The 17,919-nt window shown below is 70.9% G+C and carries 15 protein-coding genes; 7 read left to right on the top strand and 8 right to left on the bottom strand.

The genetic code is table 11. The annotated features are described in order from the left end of the window. Nucleotides 1-163 precede the first annotated feature (163 nt). On the bottom strand, nt 164-1,327 hold the full coding sequence (locus KGA66_RS11185) for a hypothetical protein (RefSeq protein ID WP_211467466.1): 1,164 nt from the start codon (nt 1,325-1,327) through the stop codon (nt 164-166). A 54-nt stretch (nt 1,328-1,381) separates the two neighbouring features. On the opposite strand from KGA66_RS11185, the gene KGA66_RS11180 reads away from it, so the two are divergent. Both KGA66_RS11180 and KGA66_RS11175 read left to right on the top strand, forming a co-directional pair. After that, complete coding sequence (locus KGA66_RS11180; protein ID WP_211467464.1) at nt 1,382-3,052, top strand: amidohydrolase; 1,671 nt, start codon at nt 1,382-1,384, stop codon at nt 3,050-3,052. 177 nt (nt 3,053-3,229) lie between these two features. Beyond that, a complete protein-coding gene (locus KGA66_RS11175) occupies nt 3,230-4,027 on the top strand; it encodes an SGNH/GDSL hydrolase family protein (RefSeq protein ID WP_211467462.1) in 798 nt (265 codons plus the stop codon). A gap of 210 nt (nt 4,028-4,237) precedes the next feature. Here KGA66_RS11175 and KGA66_RS11170 read toward each other — a convergent pair whose 3' ends face one another. Next, nucleotides 4,238-5,770 carry an MFS transporter gene (locus KGA66_RS11170; RefSeq protein WP_211467460.1) on the bottom strand — a complete coding sequence of 511 codons (1,533 nt, stop codon included), beginning with the start codon at nt 5,768-5,770 and terminating at the stop codon, nt 4,238-4,240. Between the two features lie 106 nt (nt 5,771-5,876). Continuing rightward, nucleotides 5,877-6,536 carry a TetR/AcrR family transcriptional regulator gene (locus tag KGA66_RS11165; RefSeq protein ID WP_211467458.1) on the bottom strand — a complete coding sequence of 220 codons (660 nt, stop codon included), beginning with the start codon at nt 6,534-6,536 and terminating at the stop codon, nt 5,877-5,879. Nucleotides 6,537-6,835: 299 nt separating this feature from the next. Between KGA66_RS11165 and KGA66_RS11160 the strand changes: the two genes are divergently transcribed. After that, entirely contained in the window at nt 6,836-8,332 is a 1,497-nt protein-coding gene (locus KGA66_RS11160; RefSeq protein WP_246507493.1) for an FAD-dependent oxidoreductase, read from the top strand. A gap of 103 nt (nt 8,333-8,435) precedes the next feature. Next, complete coding sequence (locus KGA66_RS11155; RefSeq protein ID WP_211467456.1) at nt 8,436-9,095, top strand: phosphoribosyltransferase; 660 nt, start codon at nt 8,436-8,438, stop codon at nt 9,093-9,095. Between the two features lie 10 nt (nt 9,096-9,105). Here KGA66_RS11155 and KGA66_RS11150 read toward each other — a convergent pair whose 3' ends face one another. The 3 genes from KGA66_RS11150 to sigK all read right to left on the bottom strand — a co-directional run bounded on the left by KGA66_RS11150 (nt 9,106) and on the right by sigK (nt 12,075). Then, complete coding sequence (locus tag KGA66_RS11150) at nt 9,106-10,419, bottom strand: outer membrane protein assembly factor BamB family protein (RefSeq protein ID WP_211467454.1); 1,314 nt, start codon at nt 10,417-10,419, stop codon at nt 9,106-9,108. 190 nt (nt 10,420-10,609) lie between these two features. Next, nucleotides 10,610-11,497, bottom strand: coding sequence for an anti-sigma factor (locus tag KGA66_RS11145; protein WP_211467452.1), 888 nt, complete (start codon nt 11,495-11,497; stop codon nt 10,610-10,612). Beyond that, complete coding sequence (sigK, locus tag KGA66_RS11140) at nt 11,494-12,075, bottom strand: ECF RNA polymerase sigma factor SigK (protein ID WP_211467488.1); 582 nt, start codon at nt 12,073-12,075, stop codon at nt 11,494-11,496. The genes KGA66_RS11145 and sigK overlap by 4 nt, the downstream gene beginning before the upstream one ends. A gap of 237 nt (nt 12,076-12,312) precedes the next feature. Here sigK and KGA66_RS11135 point away from each other — a divergent pair, with 237 nt between their 5' ends. Then, nucleotides 12,313-13,722 carry a cryptochrome/photolyase family protein gene (locus KGA66_RS11135; RefSeq protein WP_211467451.1) on the top strand — a complete coding sequence of 470 codons (1,410 nt, stop codon included), beginning with the start codon at nt 12,313-12,315 and terminating at the stop codon, nt 13,720-13,722. 20 nt (nt 13,723-13,742) lie between these two features. Here KGA66_RS11135 and KGA66_RS11130 read toward each other — a convergent pair whose 3' ends face one another. Next, on the bottom strand, nt 13,743-14,570 hold the full coding sequence (locus KGA66_RS11130; protein ID WP_211467449.1) for an alpha/beta hydrolase: 828 nt from the start codon (nt 14,568-14,570) through the stop codon (nt 13,743-13,745). A gap of 97 nt (nt 14,571-14,667) precedes the next feature. On the opposite strand from KGA66_RS11130, the gene KGA66_RS11125 reads away from it, so the two are divergent. After that, a complete protein-coding gene (locus KGA66_RS11125; protein WP_211467447.1) occupies nt 14,668-16,035 on the top strand; it encodes an NAD(P)/FAD-dependent oxidoreductase in 1,368 nt (455 codons plus the stop codon). A gap of 5 nt (nt 16,036-16,040) precedes the next feature. Beyond that, on the top strand, nt 16,041-16,808 hold the full coding sequence (locus tag KGA66_RS11120; RefSeq protein ID WP_211467486.1) for a DUF1365 domain-containing protein: 768 nt from the start codon (nt 16,041-16,043) through the stop codon (nt 16,806-16,808). Nucleotides 16,809-17,024: 216 nt separating this feature from the next. On the opposite strand, the gene KGA66_RS11115 is transcribed toward KGA66_RS11120, so the two are convergent. Continuing rightward, nucleotides 17,025-17,744 (bottom strand): phosphoribosyltransferase family protein, encoded by a 720-nt coding sequence (locus KGA66_RS11115; RefSeq protein WP_211467445.1) that lies wholly within the window; start codon nt 17,742-17,744, stop codon nt 17,025-17,027. Nucleotides 17,745-17,919 lie beyond the last annotated feature (175 nt).

Genomic DNA, 17,919 nt, shown 5'->3' with positions numbered 1-17,919 from the left:
GTGCCCGTATGCAGCCCGGCTACGGCCGTGAAGCTATGTGCCGGGGGTGGACGGAGCGGAACGCGAAGCCGACCGGCAGGTGTCCGGTATCCGTTGCCTGAGGTTTGTATGGGTTTTTTGCGCGAATCTTTTTGACAGAGGGCTTATACCGTCTTATACCGTCTCAGCTCCGGCTCTCGCGCGGGCTCTGGTCCGGGGTCTTGTGCACAGGCGTCGTGGAGGTCTCGGCCGGTACGCCCTTGGTCGGCTGCCGGTCCCGGGGTGTGCGTACCCTGACCAGTTGGCCGGGGGTGCGGCGCGGCCCGGACCACGGCGCGGGGACGGCGTCGATGCGGTACGCGAGAGCGTACGCGGTGGCCTCGTAGTTGACGCGCCAGCCGCGGAAGTGCGGCCAAGCCTCTTCCGGGCTGCGTTCGGTCGGGTATCCGCCGTATCGCAGCATGTCGATGCCTTGGGAGAATTCTTCGAAGCTCAGCTGAATGTCGCTGTCCGGGTCCGGATCCGGGTCGTACGGGATGCGCTCCATGTGCGCGATGTCCCGAAGACAGGTGAACCCGCCGCGCAGCCCGATGCGGATCGCGCCCGCGTCCCGGTTGCTCGGGTTGAGCGCCAGTTCCAGTGCGGCCGCGTCCATCACGGCCAGCAGCGCGATCAGCCAGTTGCGATTGGGCTGCGGCGAGCGGAAGTGGATCAGCACCGGGTAGTTGGTGTGGCTCTCCGAGATCTCCGCGGCCCAGCGTTCCCAGCCGCGGTACAGGTCCGGCAGGTTCTCGCGCAGCCCGACGACCTGGACGTGCCGGGAGAGGATCTCCGGGCCCCAGGCCGGCACCCCGGCGCGCGCCTGAAGCAGCGTCACCTCCGCCTCGCGGCGCGAATAGGCGGAGTACAGCGCGGGCAGGTACCCGATCTGCAAGGCGATCGCCACCGGGCCGGTGGCCGCGGCGGCGAAGTCGAGGAAGGTGAGCCGGTCCCGGGCGGAGGAGGCGAAGCCGAGGGTGAACAGCGAGGAGCCCGCCTCCCGGAACGCACCGTTGAGGCTCAGCCCGCTGGCGCCCGCCAGCAGCAGCCCGAATCCGGCCAGGAAGAAGGCGAGCCAGCTGATCAGGGTGACCAGGATGCCCAGCGGCGCGGCCCAGGCCAGTGCCCGGTCCTTGGCGTCGTAGGTGTGGCAGCGGTCGGCCGCGAACTGGAACGGCCACCGCACCGCGCCGTGCACCAGCCGGGTGTAGCTGGAACGCAGCCCGCGCGGCATCACCAGGCTCGCCACCAGAGAAAGCCAGGTCGCCGCTACGATGCCGGCGCCGACCGCCAGCTCAAGGATCCTCATGGCTTACATTCTGTCGGTAGGAGGCGCGAGCCTGCGCGTGCGATGCTCGGCTCCATGACCGCCACGCCCGCCGACCTCGTCCTGCTCGGGGGACCCTGCTTCACCGCCGACGCCGCGCGCTCGTGGACCTCGGGTGTGGCCGTGCGCGCCGGCGTCATCGCCGCGCTCGGTGCGCGGGATGCGCGGACGTTGATCGGTCCGCGCACGCGGGTCGTGGAACTGGCCGGCCGGTCGGCGTTACCCGGGTTCGTCGACGCGCACGTGCATCCGGTGTTCGGCGGCGCCGAGCGGCTACGGTGCGATCTGACCGCGGCGTGCGACGCGGATGAGGCGGTCGCGTGCGTGGCGGCGTACGCGGCGAAGCATCCGGACCGGCCGTGGATCGTCGGCGGCGGCTGGTCGATGGACCAGTTCCCCGGTGCAGCGCCCGGCCGTGCGCTGCTCGACGCGGTGGTGCCCGACCGCCCCGTGTTCCTGTTGAACCGCGACCACCACGATGCTTGGGCCAACGGCGTGGCGCTGCGGATCGCCGGAGTGGATCGGGACACGCCCGACCCGGTCGGCGGCCGCATCGCCCGCGAGCCCGACGGTTCGCCGGCCGGAACGCTGCACGAGGAGGCCGCGAACCTCGTCGGCCGCCACGCGCCCCGGCTGAGCGAGGACGACTGTCTGGCCGCGCTGCTGGAAGGGCAGCGCCATCTGCACTCGTTCGGCGTGACCGGCTGGCAGGACGCGATCGTGGGCGCGTATCTCGGCTACGACGACATCCTGCCGGCCTACCTGCGTGCGGCTCGGGAAGGTCTGCTCACGGGCCACGTGACCGGTGCGTTGTGGTGGGACCGCAACCGCGGGCTGGAGCAGATCGCCGACTTGGTCGAGCGGCGCGCGGCAGCCGCCGCGCCGGCGAGTCCGCGGCCCGGCCGTGGCCGCATGCGCGCGGGAACCGTCAAGATCATGCAGGACGGGATCTGCGAGAACCTGACGGCTGCGATGCTCGACCCCTATTACGACGCGGCCGGCCGTGCCACCGGCGACCGCGGGCACGGCTATCTCGACGCGGCACTGTTGACGCAGGCGGTGACGCGCCTCGACGCCCTGGGCTTCCAGGTGCACGTCCACGCGATCGGCGATCGTGCGGTGCGCGATTGCCTTGATGCGTTCGAGGCCGCGCACGCAGCCAACGGTGCGGCCGACAACAGGCACCACATCGCGCACCTCCAGGTCGTACACCCGCGCGACGTTCCACGTTTCCGGAAGCTTGGCGTCACTGCGACGATGCAGATGCTGTGGGCCGCTGAAGACGGGCAGATGCGCGCGCTCAACAAACCGGTGCTCGGACCCGAGCGTTACGCGGGGCAGTACCCGTTCGGCGCGCTGTGCCGGGACGGGGCGATGCTGGCAGCGGGAAGCGACTGGCCGGTTTCGAGCCCTGATCCGCTCCAGGCGGTGCATGTCGCGGTCAACCGCGTCGAGCCGCAGGCACCGCCCGGTACCGTGCCCTTCCTGCCCGAGCAGGCGCTCTCCCTCACCGACGCCCTTGCCGCGTACACGGCCGGGTCGGCGAGGGTGTGCCACGCCGAGTCCTTCGCCGGTTCGCTGGAGATCGGCAAACGGGCGGACCTCGCGGTGCTGGATCGCGACGTCTTCGCCGCGGCGCGGTCCCGTATCGCCGAGGCGCGCGTCGTGCTCACCGTGGCCGCGGGAGAGGTCGTCTGCGAAGACTGAGGTAGGGAATATGAACGCGCATTCATCTTCTACTCATGAATAGTGCGTTTACCTGCATAAACGTAGAATGTGCGGAACGGCAAAATCTTCGCATAGAACGTATTCGCTCTTTCCCGCTCGGCGTTAGGGAGTTACAGATGTGTTAGCTGCATCAGACTCCACAACCCGGAGGGAACCTTGCGCCCGCGTCATACCCTTGTCGCGCTCACCGCGGCGACCGCAACAGCGGCCGCCGTCCTGCTCACCGCCGCTCCCGCCAACGCGTCGTCGACGAACTACGTCGCGCTCGGCGACTCGTACGCCTCCGGCCTCGGCGCCGGAAGCTACCTCTCCGACGGCAGTTCGTGCTACCGCAGCACCAACGCGGCCGCCTACCTGTGGAAGAACGCGAACAGCCCGGCCTCGTTCGCCTTCCCGGCCTGCTCCGGCGCGACCACCAGCGACGTGCTCAGCACCCAGATCGCCTCGATCAACAGCGGAACCAACCTGGTCTCGCTGATCATCGGCGGCAACGACGTGGGCTTCTCCAGCACCATGGAGAACTGCGTTCTCTGGGGCACCAGCACCTGCGTCAGCGACGTCAACGCCGACGAGGCGAAGGCCGAGTCGGTCCTGCCCGGCCGATACGACAACGTGCTCAGCGCGATCAAGGCCAAGGCGCCGAACGCCCGGATCGTGTTCATGGACTACCCGGACTTCTACGACCTGAGCGTCTCGTTCTGCGTCGGCTTGAGCAGCACCAGCCGGGCCAAGATCGACGAGGGCATCAACGTGCTCGACTCGCTGGTCCAGCAGGCCGCTTCCCGCAACGGCGTGGTGTACGCGGACGTGCGCCCGATCTTCAGCGGGCACGAACTGTGCGACGGCTCGGGCTGGCTGCACTCGGTGGACTGGACGAACATCGGCGACTCCTATCACCCGACCGCGACCGGCCAGGCCGACGGCTACTACCCGGTGTTGGCCGCCCACTCGTAAACCTCTGCGGCACCCGCAGGGACACCGGTCTGACCCGGTCCCGACCCACCGGGACCGGGGCTCCACCGCCAACGCGCCGGGGCTCCGCCTTCACCGTCGAGTGAAGGCGGAGCCCCGGCGCCCCCTGCTGCAGAGGGTGTCGCGTATTCGGTTGTGCGCCCGTTCGGTGCTCCCGCTCAGTGCACCGGTCCTGTGCGCCGACTTGGTGGGTCAGCCCACGTGGACGACCGCGGCGGGGGCCTCGACGCCCGCGCCGGTGGCCTCGCCCTCGACGCTCTGCGCCGGGTCCTTGCGGATCAGCGCGAACGTGACCAGCGTGGACAGGCCCAGCAGTATCGCGCTGATGGTGAAGGCCACGTTGTAGCCGTGTACCTGAGCCGCCGGCGAGAACGGCGAGGTGTGGTGGTTGGTGCCGTACGACAGGATCGTCGTGGTGAACACCGTGTTCAGCAGCGCCACCCCGAGCGAGCCGCCGACCTGCTGGGTGGTGTTGACCATGGCGCTTGCCACGCCGGCGTCGTGGTTGGCCACGCCGGTCAGCGAGGTGTTGCCCAGCGGCACGAATACGCAGCCCATGCCGACGGCAAGCATGATGAGCGCCGGCAGGATCATCGTCGCGTAGGAGGAATCCGCCCGCAGTTGGGTCAGCCAGGTCATGCCGCCGGTGGCCAGCAGGCCGCCGGTCGTCATGATCACCCGTGGGCCGAGCCGCGGCAGCAGAGCGCTGCTGACGCCCGCGGTGACGATCAGCGCCCCGGAGAACGGCAGGTAGGAGACGCCGCTCCTGAGCGGGGAGTAGTGCTGGATCTGCTGGAAGTAGTAGGTCATGAACAGGAACATGCCCATCAGGCCGGCGCCGATGATGATCGAGGTGAGGAACGACCCGCCCCGGTTTCGGTGCCAGACCACCCGCAGCGGCAGCAGCGGGTTGGCGATGCGCGACTCCAGGAGCACGAAGCCGACCAGCAGCACGGCCGCGATGGAGAAGGAGACCAGCACGCCGGTCGAGGTCCAGCTGTTCTGCTTGGCGGCCTCGGTGAAGCCGTAGACCAGCGCGCCGATGCCGATGCTGGAGAGCAGGGTGCCCGGGACGTCGTACCGGGTGTTGCCCTCGGCCTTGCTCTCCTTGACGATCGGGACCGCCAGCGCGATGGCGATCGCCGCGATGAAGATGTTCACGAACAGGCACCAGCGCCAGCTGGTGTACTGGGTCAGCACGCCGCCGAGCAGCAGGCCGATGGCCGCGCCGACGCCGGAGATCGCACCGAACATGCCGAACGCCTTGGCCCGGTCCTTGACGTCGGTGAAGGTGACGGTGATCAGCGAGAGCGCGGCCGGAGCCAGGAGCGCGCCGAAGGCGCCCTGCAGCGCGCGGGCCGCGAACAGCATCGCCTCGTTCTGCGCCGCGCCGCCGAGCGCCGAGGCGCCGGCGAAGCCGACCAGGCCGATCAGGAAGATCCGCTTGCGCCCGACATAGTCCGCCAGTCGGCCGCCGAGCAGCAGCAGACCGCCGAAGGCCAGGGTATAGGCGGTCAGGATCCACTGACGGTTGGCGTCGTCGATGTGCAGCGCCTTCTGCGCCGACGGCATCGCGATGTTCACGATGGTCGCGTCGAGCACCACCATGAGCTGCGCGATGAGGATGATCACCAGCGCGAGCCAGCGTCTCGGGTCGGGCTGCGCGTGGTCCGGCGGATGCGCGCCGGGCGTTCCGGCGCGCGTGACAGCGGTGTTTTCGGACATGGATTCCCCTCCAAGGGCGGTACAACCGCGCACCCGGGCGCGCGTGACAGATCTCAGCGTCGTGGAGAGAATCTACGACCCGGCACCGACAGATTCCGGGGAGCCGCTATCGGAGCAGGTCGACGGGGGGCGCATCACAAGCCCCTGCGTCGCGCGCCCGCAGCAGCGGGATCAGGACGTCGTCGATGACGTGCCTGCTGTATTCCTCGTCGAGCGGCTGATCGGAGGTGAGCTTGCGCGTCAGGATCAGCGCGTACATCACCTCGTGCAGCAGCCCGGGATCGGCGTCGGCTGAGATCTCGCCGCGCTCGGCGGCGTTGCGGATGATGGTCTCGTTGATGCAGTGCTTGGACTCGTAGGTGCATTCGTGCACCGTGCGCCCGAGCGCGGGATTCCGGGCCGCGGCGGTCAACACGCCGGTGATGACCTCGCCGTCCGGGCTGTTGGTCAATTCGCACGCGCGAGACATCAAGGCCATGAGGTCACCGCGCAGCGAGCCGGTGTCCGGAGCGTCCGGAGTGGGACCGAACCGGCTGATCAGGGCTTCCGCCACCAGGCCCGGCTTGTCGGGCCAGGTCCGGTAGATGGTGGCCTTGCTGGCACGAGCCCGCGTGGCGACCGCGTCCATGGTCATCCGGTCGTAACCGACCTCGCCGAGCAGTTCGAACACCGCGTCGCAGATCGCCTCGCGCCGCTCCGGACCGCGCCGGGAACCACGCGGCTCGGGCATCTCCAGCCCGCGCGCACCGATCTCCAAGTCGACCACGATGTCCTTCCTTCCCGACCATCCGGGTGTACGGAACCGTTTCGTTCCGGAACTCTACCTCGGACCGCCTGCTGTACGAAACGGTTTCGTACACCCATGGGTGTGATCCATGTCACAACGACGTTCCGCCGTCGCCGTCCATGCTGGCGGGCGCGGCCGCGCGACACAAGCGCGTCGTTTGCCAACGCTAGTTGGCCAACAAGCGTTGACTTTCGCGGCCGTCCGGATTTACGTTGAACTCGGCGCCGCGACGGGTTCCCCGCGGACGGCCGCAACGGTGGATGAGGAGGATGAGTGAGATGACGCACGAGATGCATCGGGACCAGGACGTCGTGATTGTCGGAGCGGGTCCGACCGGGCTGCTGCTCGCCGGGGACCTGGCTGAGCGCGGCATCGCCTGCACGGTGCTCGAACGCCGCGCCGAGCCCCCGGACACGACCACCACCCGTGCCTTCGCCGTGCACGCACGCACGCTGGAGCAGCTTGACGCCCGCGGTCTGGCCGACCGTCTGCTGGCGACCGGCACGACGGTCGACGCGCTGCGCCTGTACGGAAAGGTGGCGCTCTCCTTCGCGCAGTTGCCGAGCCGCTTTCCCTTCCTGCTCGTCACCCCGCAGTTCAACGTGGAGCGCGTGCTGGAGGAGCGAGCCGTCGCGGCGGGAGCCCGCGTGCTTCGCGGCGTCTGTGTCGCGGGTCTCAGCCAGGACGCGGAAGGGGTGTCGGTGCGCGTGCGGCCTGAGGCCCAAGCGGCGCCCGAATCAGTCTTCCGAGCCGAGTATGCGGTCGGCACGGATGGCGTGCACAGCACCGTGCGTGAGGCCCTCGGCCTGCCGTATCCCGGACGTCCGGTCGTCCGCTCGCTCGTGCTCGCGGACGTGCGTTTCGCCAAGCCTCCGCAGGACGTGCTGACCGTCGGCGCGGTAGGTGACGCGTTTGCTTTCGTCGCGCCGTTCGGCGACGGCTGGTACCGGACCTTCTGCTGGAACCGCGACCGCCAGCTGCCGCCGGGCGCGCCGCTGGAGCTCGCCGAGATCCGCGAGGTGCTGGAGCGGGCGTTCGGCACCGATTTCGGCCTGGCCGAGGCCCGCTGGCTCTCCCGCTTCCAGAGCGACGAGCGTCAGGTGCCCGAGTACCGGGTCGGGCGGGTGTTCCTGGCCGGCGACGCCGCGCACTGCCACACACCGGCCGGCGGGCAGGGGATGAACACAGGCCTGCAGGACGCCGCGAATCTCGGCTGGAAGCTCGCCGCCGCGCTGCGCGGACGGGCCGCCGATCCCGAGCGCCTGCTCGACAGCTACAACGCAGAGCGCCATCCCGTCGGCCGGCAGGTGCTGCGCAGCAGCGGCGCGCTCGTGCGCTTGGCCCTGGTCAAGCCGCTGGCAGTGCGCGCCGCGCGGGATGTACTAAGCGCCGCTGCCTTGCGTGTTCGGCCGATCGCGAACCGCGCGATCGGCACGGTCAGCGGGATCGGGATCGAGTACGGACGCGCGCACGGCGCGCATCCTGCCGCCGGTACACGCGTCGGGGACGTGCAACTCGCGGATGGCCGCCTCTACGAGCGGTTGCGTGACGGGCGTTTCGTGCTCATCAGTCGATCCGCGCCGTCCGGTGGCGAAGCACGGCTCGTGGAGGACCGCAAGGCCGACGTCGCCTTCGCGGTGTGCGCGGACGCAGCGCACGCGTTGACGCTCGTGCGCCCGGACGGGTATGTCGCCTGGGCTTGCGACGAGACGGACCCGGTGTCCCGTGCGGCACAGGCCGGAGAGGCGTTGACTGAATGGTGCGGAATCGTCTGATTCAGCGTGCGCGCGCAGAGGGGTACCACACCCCGCGCGCACGCTCAGATTCGAACCGACCCCGCGCTCTGCGCCCAGCGAACGACGATGGGAGGTGGCGGCGATGTACCAGGAGCCGGAACCGCGGTTCGCGGACCGCGTCGATGCAGGCCGGAGCCTGGCCGTCCGGCTGGAGCACCTGCGTGGTCAGCGGCCGGTGATCCTCGGCCTGCCGCGCGGCGGCGTGCCGGTCGCCTACGAGGTCGCGCATGCGTTGGGCGCGCCGCTGGACGTGATCGTGGTGCGCAAGCTCGGCGTTCCGTGGCAGCCGGAGCTCGCGATGGGCGCGATCGGTGAGGGTGGTGCCCGGGTCGTGGACGCGGAGGTGTTGCGGCTCGAGCGGATCGGCGAAGACCTGCTCGCCCAGGTCGAGGAGCGCGAAGCCGCCGAGCTGCTGCGGCGAGCACAGGCGTACCGGGTGGGGCGCGAACCGGAGCCCATCGCCGGGCGCACCGTCGTCGTCGTCGACGACGGGATCGCCACCGGTTCCACTGCGCGCGCCGCCTGCCAGGTCGTGCGGCAGCGCGGCGCCGCGCGCGTGGTGCTGGCCGCGCCGGTCCTTCCCCTGGAACTGGTCGGCGCCCTCGGCGAGGTCGCCGACGAGGTGGTGTGGTTGTGCGCCCCTGAGCCGATGTTCGCGGTCGGTTACTGGTACGAGGACTTCGACCAGCTCACGGATACCGAGGTGGTCGAACTGCTTGCGCGTGCACGTACGCCGTCGTAGAAGGGCGCTCTCAGGATGCCGATATGCCGACCGCGGTGACGCCGTCGAGGGTGCCCACGTAAGCGCCGCGAGGGCCGAGGGTCGGGGAGGCGAAGTGTGGCGCCCTGCCGACGTTCACCTGCGCCAGCGCCTTGCCGGTGCCCTCATCGAGCGCGTACAGCACTCCCGCGCCGTCGTCCAGCGACCAGACCGCGCCTCCACCGGCAGCCGGCGGGTCGCTGGCCGACTGCGGATCGCCCTGCCACCGTACGGATACGGTGGACCCGGTCACGGTCACCGCCCGCAAGCCGCCGTGGCACGGAAGATATGCGGTGTTGCCGGCCACGGCCGCCGCGCCGTATGCCGCACACAACGGCAACTGCGCCACCTGTCCGCCGATACCGCCGAGGTGGTGCGGATCCAGAACATACGCGGTGCCGCGCTTCCCGGCGATCAGCACCCGATCGCCAATGAGAGCGGGCGACATCGAGCCGAGGTCCTGGTCCTCGGCGTTGTCTGCCGCCCACCCGGTCGGCGCGAAGAAGTCCGCGCGCTTGAGGTCCGGCGTGAGCGCGAGGACCGAGTCGCTTCCGTCGTAGGTTCCGGTTTCCGCGCCGTTGCCGACCGCGGCCAGCAGCGTCTGCTCGTGCACGACCAGGCCGCCGGGCGTCCAGATACCGCCGTTGCGCGGCGTCGGCACGTTATACGAGAGCTGATCCCCGCGGCCGGTCGCGGGGATAGCCACCACCGAACCCACGTAGCCACCGCAGTCGCCGGCCAAGCCGCCGTAGGGGACGTACACGCGGCCGAACGCCACGGTAAGCGCTCCGCGCTGCTGCGCGTCCATTGCGTTACCGGCCGTGGGCTCAGCCGGCCGACTCCAGCGCACGCTGCCTGTGGCCGGGTCGAGCGCGGCGAGCACGTGGTGCCTGCCCTCGGTTTCGCCGAGTACGAACAGCGAGCCGGTTACCGGGTCGTACGCGGGCGTTCCGGTTATCCCGAGCGGGTCGATGTCGCCGCAGGGCAGCTGGGACAGGGGCTGTGGGCGGCCGATCGCGGTCCGCCACAGAACGCGTCCATCGGCGGGGGAGAGCCCGTAGACGGAGTCGTTCTCGGTCGCGGCGACGACCATCCCGCCGAGTAGCAGCGGCTGGCCGTACACCGCGCCGTCGAGGTGAGCCCGCCAGGCGACGTTCAGCCTGGCCGGATGCGTAACACCGCGCGCGACGCCGGTCCTGGCGTTGTCCCGGTGGAAGGTGACCCAGTCCTGGTCACCGACTGCGATCGCCTTGCCGGATGCGGTCGCCGTCGAGTTCGCCGCGGGCGTCGACGCGTTCGCAGACATCGAGGCAGACGTCGCCGGAGCCGTTCCACCGCCCCCTGACGAGCAAGCTGACAGCAACGACGCGAGTGTTCCGACCATGGCGGCGACGATCACGAGCCTGCGTCTGCGTTTACGCATCGGCCCAGTGTCGCAGTGGCCGTGCTTTAACGCGCGAGCCGACATCACTCCGTAAGAACTCACCGACGCTCGTTCAGGTACCCATGGGCAGCAAAAGGATCGGCGGGCCGGTAGGCTGCGGTGAGCCGTGTACGGGTTCGATGGTCAGCCCGATGGTCTTGGCGTCGCCGAGGCCGTGCGCGACGACGGGCCCCGGGTTGCCGGACGCCGGGACGGGCAGCAGCCCTCCGGAGCGGGCGCCACCCGGCCCCATCATCCAGAGCTGATACGTCTTGCCCGGCGGTGGGGCCGCCAGCCCGGCGAAGGTGATCACGGCCTCGTCCCGGCTACGGGAGTCGAGCACCGCGGCGGTCCCGCCGGTCTGCACGGCCGCGTTGCCGCTGTGCGCGTCGGGCGCGTCGAGCAGTTGCTGCACGACCTTGGTCTGCTGGGAGAGCGCGTTGATCTGCTGCTGCTGGCTTCCGCTGTGTACGCCCAGGACGGCCAGCACCCCGGCCAGCGCGGCCGCGACGGCCCAGCCCGACCACGCCGACCGGCGCAGCCGCCGGCGAGCGCGGGCTTCGTCGAGCGAGGCGACCTGCCCGTACTCGGCTTTCCCGTCCGCGACCGGCCCCTGCTCGACCGGCCCCTGCTCGACCGGCCCCTGCTCGACCGGCCCCTGCTCGACCGGCCCCTGCTCGACCGGCCCGGCCGTGGTCGCGCGCTCCTCGCCTACCTTGGGCGGCAGTTGCCTGGTGACCGCGATCCGCGCGCCGACGGCCGCCTTGAGCCGGGCCGGCGGTTCGAGCGCCGCGGCCGCGCCGAGAACCGCGACGACCTCGCGCAGTTCCGTGACCTCCTGCCGGCATACCGGGCACTGCGCCAAGTGCGCTTCGAAGGCGGCGCGCTCGTCCGACGCGAGGGCGTCACACACGTAAGCTCCGGTCAGCGTGTGCACATCCGGCATAGCGTCCATGGTCATCGCCCCACTCCCAGGCAATCGCGCAGCCTGGCCAATCCGTCGCGCATACGTGTCTTGACGGTACCCAAAGGCACCGCGAGCAACTGGGCAACCTGCGGATATGTATACCCGTTGTAGTACGCGAGGGTTACCGCCTCGCGTTGCAGGTCGGTCAGGCCGCCCAGGCAGTTGCGGACGCGCTGCTGGTCCAGACGGTTCTCCACGGTCTCGACCACGTCGTCGTAGTCCACCACCGCCGACGAGCGCGCGAGCCTGGCCTCGCGGTTCTCGGCGGCCTGCTCGGAGCGGACCCGGTCTACGGCGCGCCGGTGCGTCATGGTCATCACCCAAGCCTGCGCGGTGCCCAACTGCGGGTCGAAACGGCTGGCGGTGCGCCACACCTCGACCAGCACTTCCTGCGCGACCTCCTCGGCCTGCGCCGGATCACGCAGGACGCGTCGCGCCAGGCCGAACACCGGGCCGGCGAAGATCGCGTAGACGCGGTCGAACGCCTCGCGGTCGCCGAGCGCCACCCGGCGCAGGCACTCCTCGGGGCTCGCCGCGACGCCGCCCGGCCCGTCCGCCGCGGACGCGGGCACGCCGCGCAACCCGCCGGGCGGGTGCGCGCCCGCGTGCCCAGAAACTCGTTCCGTCACGGTTCTCCCGCCGCCTGCGCGGCGCGGCCGAGGCCCGCCACATCGGTCTTCACGTCCTTGCTTCCCTACTTCGGAGCCGCCTGCCTCGCGGATTGCCGTCCGCGGCGGCCTGACGCACCAGGTCGGGCAAAATCGCGTTCCGGCTGCCTACCCGCTCCATCGCGTATATTCTCGTCCGGTATGACAGCGCTTGTGTGGTTTCGCCATGATTTGCGCATATCCGACCATCCAGCGCTGGACGCCGCCTTGCGCGCGCACGACCGCGTCGTGCCGGTTTTCTGCTTCGACGACAGGCTGCTCGCGGGCCGGCACGCCTCGGGCCCGCGCACCCGCTTCTTGATCGAATGCCTCGAAGACCTCGACGCTGAGCTGCGGGAGCGCGGCGCCCGGCTCGTGGTCCGCCGCGAGCGGCCGGAGCGGGCCCTGATCGAGCTGGCCGGGATCACCGGCGCCACCGAGGTCTACTACACCCGCGACGTGACCCCATTCGCGCGCAGCCGAGGACGGAGCGTACACGCGGCCCTTGAGGCGGCGGGCATCGCGGAGCAGGCGCTGCCGGGCCTGACCGTGGCCGACGATGTCGCGGCCGTCAGAACCCGCGCGGGCGGCCCGTACGCGGTGTTCAGCCCCTTCTACCGCAGCTGGCTCGACATCCCGCGCCGGGCGCCCATCCCCGCGCCGGCGCACATACCGTCGCCGCCCGGCCTCGATCACGGGCGCATCCCGACGGCTGACGAACTCGGTCTGTCCGCGGCGCTCGAAGGCGCGCAGCGCGGCGGCGAGCGGGAGGCGGTGGCGCGGCTCGACCGGTTTCTGCGCGGCCCGATCCACCAGTACGCCGAGGAACGCGACCGGCCGGACCTGGACGGGACCTCGAAACTGTCGGCCTACCTGCACTTCGGGTGTCTCTCCCCGCGCGAGGTCGAGGCCGCGCTGCCGCGGGGCGAGGGGCCGCAGCAGTGGCGGCGGCAGCTTTGCTGGCGCGACTTCTACCACCACGTCCAGTTCCACTACCCGGAGAACGCAAGGCTCGAATACCAGGTGCGGTACCGCGGCACGATCGCCTGGACCGAGGACGACGCGCTGTTCGCCGCCTGGACCGAGGGACGCACCGGATTCCCGCTCGTCGACGCCGCGATGCGGCAACTGCGACGGGATGGCTGGATGCACAACCGCGCCCGGCTGGTCGCCGGCTCGTTCCTCACGAAGCAGCTCGGCATCGACTGGCGGCGCGGCGAGCAGTGGTTCATGAGGCTGCTGATCGACGGCGACCAGGCCAACAACAACGGCAACTGGCAGTGGATCGCCTCGGTGGGCGTCGATCCGCAGCCGGTCTTCCGCCGGGTCTACAACCCGACGCTGCATCTCGAACGCTACGACCCGGAAGGCGTCTACGTGCGCGAATATGTTCCGGAGCTGCGGCGGGTACCGCGCCGCCACTTGGCCGAGCCGTGGAAGATGCCGGAGTCGGTGCAGCGCGAGGCGGGCTGCGTGATCGGGTCCGACTACCCGCGGCCGGTGGTCGACCTGGCCGCCGCCCGGGAGGCGGCGCTCGCCCGGTACGCCGCCGCCGCGGCGGCAGACGCCTGATGCCACGGTCCGCGTCGCCGTCAGCCGCGGGGGGCCGCGTCGCGCGGCCCGCCCGGTCCCCGGGCGCCGAGGTCCAACGCCCCGGCGTCGAGCGCGTCCGCCAGCTCCGGGGTCAGTGCTCTGATCCCAAGCGTGCCGAGGGCGAAGTCGCGCACGAGGCGATGCCAGAGGCCGGGCCGCTCCAGCATCGCGTGCCGCGCGCCGCCTACCTGCCAGAAGCAGATCCGGTCGGTCGCCGCGTACGCACGCCGCACATAGGCGAGGGAGGCCGCGGGACTGGTGACGCCGTCCCGCTCGCCGTGAGCCACCAGCACGGTCCGCCCGGACAGCTGCGCGATCGGTTCGCCCTCGGGCAGCCACGGAGCGAGCGCGGCGACGGCGCGCACCGCCGGGTGGCCGGCGACCCGCAGCGCCGCTCGTCCTCCCATCGAATGGCCCACAAGGGCGACCGGCACGTCGCCGTAGCGTCGCCCGATCTCGTCCAACGCCCACCCGGCATCCGCGACCGGATCGCCGTCGGGCTCGTTCCATCCGCGGTAGCGGTTGCGCAGCAGCGCCACGGCCGCCCCGTGGCCCGCCGCGGCGTCGAGGATCGCCGGGGCGAACAGGCGCATGCGGGCCAGCGCCAGGCTGCCGCGCGGCACGGGGTCGCGGCTGGCGGCCGTCCCCCCGTGGATGAGCAGCGCGACGCTCGTCACCCGTTCGTCCCGGGTGAGGAGCTTCAGCCGGGGCTGCTGGCCGCCGGGTCTGTCGGGAGTGCGCCGCTGCATGGTCTCCGGTTCTTCCGCTCCGCTTATGCCGTGCTTCACCACCGTATTCGCAGCCGGACGCCACTCGGCTTGGTGCATCGTTCGATCCCTTCAAATAGGCGTCTGCCAGACCAATCCGATGACGCGTATGCGCCGAACCAATACCGATGTCCTCTCAACGAAAGGGGCGTGGTCGATGACTCCGCCGACGGCGGGCAGGACCGCGTATACGCGCGCGAGCGAGCGCGGGGGTGGAGGCGGTCGGGGCAGGGTCGCGGTCATCGGCTCCGGGGTGTCCGGGCTGACCGCCGCCTACCTGCTGCAACGCCGGTACGAGGTAGCCCTGTTCGAGGCCGACCCGCGGCTCGGCGGCCACGCCCACACCCACGACCTGCCGGGCCGGGGCGGTCGCCCGGTCGCGGTGGACAGCGGGTTCATCGTGCACAACCTGCGCACCTACCCGCGGCTGACCCGGCTGTTCGGCGAACTCGGCATCGCGACTCAGGAAACTGATATGTCGATGAGCGTGCGGTGCGAAGGCTGCGGCGTCGAATACGCCGGGGCGCGCGGACTGCGCGGCCTGTTCGCCCGGCCGAACACCGCGCTGCGGCCCGAATACCTGCGGATGCTCGCCGAAGTGAAGCGCTTCCACCGCCAGGCCCGCAGGCTGCTGAGCGAGCCGCCCGGCGGCCCGGGGCCGACCCTCGGCGACTTCCTGCGCGCCGGCGGGTACTCGCGCTTCTTCGCGGACCACTTCATGGTCCCGCTGGTCTCGGCGGTCTGGTCGACCGGAACAGCGCTCGTCGAACGCTACCCGGCGCGGTACCTGTTCCGGTTCCTGGACCACCACGGCATGCTCGCGGTGACCGGCTCACCGCGCTGGCGCACCGTGGTCGGCGGGTCACGCACATACGTGGAGCGCGCGGTCAAGGGTCTTACCGCGATACACGTGTCCACTCCGGTGCGCGCGGTCAGCCGCACCGCGGATGGCGTGCGCATCGTGGACGACGCGGGTGATCACTACGTCGCCGACCGGGTCGTGGTGGCCACCCACGCGGACCAAGCGCTCCGGCTGCTGGCCGATCCGACCGAGGACGAACGCGCGGTGCTCAGCGCGATTCCGTATTCGCGCAACGAGACGCTGCTGCACACCGACGCTTCGCTGCTGCCTAAGGCGCACGCGGCGCGTGGTTCGTGGAACTACCTGCTGGCCGGGTGCTCGAAACGTCCGGCCCGCCCGGCCGCGGCCACCGCGGAAGGCCACGGCGGCGGCCACGCGGCGGTGGTCAGCTATCACATGAACCGGCTGCACCGCCTGGACGAGCCGGAGGACTACCTCGTCACGATGAACGCGACCGAGCGGATCAGGCCGGAGCGCGTGCTGGCCCGGATGCTGTACGAGCACCCTGTCTACACGCCCGAGTCCGTCGCCGCGCAGGCCCGCCTTCCGCAACTCAACACGGCGGTGACCGCGTTCGCGGGGGCGTACCACGGCTGGGGTTTCCACGAGGACGGCTGCGCCTCCGGCGTGGCCGCCGCCGAAGCCTTCGGGGTGACCTGGTGACCGCCGTGACCGCGCAGCCGGGTGGCACCGCGCCCGCGGCGCCACCTGCCGAACCTGCCGAACCGGCGCTGTACATCTGCCGGCTGCGACACGTGCGTACCGCGCCGATCCGCAACGACTTCACGTACCGCACCTACCTGTGGATGATCGATCTCGCCCGGCTGCCGTGCCCACCCGGGCCGCTGCGGTTCCTGGCCGGTTTCCGGGCGCGGGACCACCTCGGCGACCCGCGGCTGTCCCTGCGCGAGAACGTGGACCGGTTCCTGGCCGGGCACGGGATCGACCTGGCCGGAGGCAGCGTCACGATGCTTGCCTCGGCACGGGTCTTCGGGTACGTATTCAACCCGCTGACGGTGTACTGGTGCCACGACCGCGGCGGCGACCTGCGCTGCGTGATCGCGGAAGTACACAACACGTACGGCGGGATGCACTGCTACCTGCTGGCTCCGGACGCGGCCGGCCGGGCGAGCGCGGAAAAGGCGTTCTACGTCTCGCCGTTCATCCCGATCGAGGGCGACTACCGGATGCTGTTGCCCGAACCCGGCGAGCGCCTCGCCCTTTCGATCCGGCTCGAGCGCGCCGGCCGCCCGCCGTTCGTCGCCAGCCTGCGGGGTACCCGGCGGCCCGCGACCACGTGGAACCTGCTGCGCACCGCCGCACGTCTTCCGCTCGCGCCGCAGATCGTCAGTGCTCGAATCCGCGTGCAGGGCCTGAAGTTGTTCCTGCGCGGCCTGCCGGTCCTTCCGCGCAAGCCGGAAAAGCTCGGCCGTTGAGGAGCGCGGATCCCGCCGCGACAGCCCGCGAAGCCGCCGCGCGGCGCGCCGCTCACCGATCCCGCGAACCGCGGGAAATCGTTGCTGTTCCAGATCGGCGTCGATCAGTGGGCTGTGCCGTGCGCGATCCTTTCACCGGTCCCTGATGACCCGGCTGCTCACCAAGGGCGGCGGCAGACCGCTTACCGAGAAGCACATGATCGAGATCCCGCCGGATTACGCCGAATACGCTGCCCGGACGAGCGGCTTCATCCCCTTGCCGCCCCGGCGCGTCTGCGCCGACTGACCGGCCCCCGCGCCTGACCCGGCCATCGCCGGTACGCCGGATCCCGGCTCCCGCGCGGCGCTCACGAGTACGTGCCGGACCTCGTGGTCGCTCAGGTCCGGGTTGTCGTCGTCGTACCACTCGTGCACCGGGCGCGGCCACGGCATCTCCCGCACGCACACGAGGGCGTCAACCTGGGAACGCAGGCGCCGCAGCCCGCTGCTGGCACCGACCGGCACCGCGAGCACGAGCGTGTCCGCGCCCCGCTTGCGCAGCACGCTCACGGCCACCGACGCCCCGGCACCGGTGGCGACACCCGCGTCCACGAGCACCGCGGTGCGGCCTTTCAGCGGCTGTTGCGGCAGTTGCTCGCGCAGCGCGCGGCGCAGGTCCTCGGTGTGCGCGGCGGCCTGCTGCGCGGTCTTGTCCAGCAGTTTCGCATCGACGCCGAGGCGCGTGGCCAGCAGTCGATTGAGCACCATGACGCCGTCTTCTCCCACGGCACCGAGCACTCCCGGCGGGCATCCGGGGACGGCCAGTTCGTGTATCAGCACCGCGTCCAGCGGTGCGGCGAGCGCGGCCGCCACGTCCACGGCCAGCGGCACTCCGCGCGGCGCCAGCGCGACCACGACCGGGTCCAGCGGCCGCAGCCGGCGAACGTGCTCAGCCAATCGGCGAGCCGCTTGCGCGCGGTTGTGGAAGGTCATCGTGAGCCCACCGCCCTTCTCACGGATCCGGAAGCCGCGTCGGACGGGCTCCGGCCGCACTCCGGAGGTCTTCATCCTCGCAGCCCTCCCGGGTTTCAGGAAGACCCGGGAGATCCAACCCGAGGTTGCACGTGCGTTC

Origin of the sequence: Actinocrinis puniceicyclus (genome assembly GCF_018283645.1) — a bacterium.
Classification (GTDB): Bacteria; Actinomycetota; Actinomycetes; order Streptomycetales; family Catenulisporaceae; genus Actinocrinis; species Actinocrinis puniceicyclus.
The sequence above is the reverse complement of the archived record's forward strand: the minus strand, read 5'-3'. Positions and strand labels throughout refer to the sequence as shown.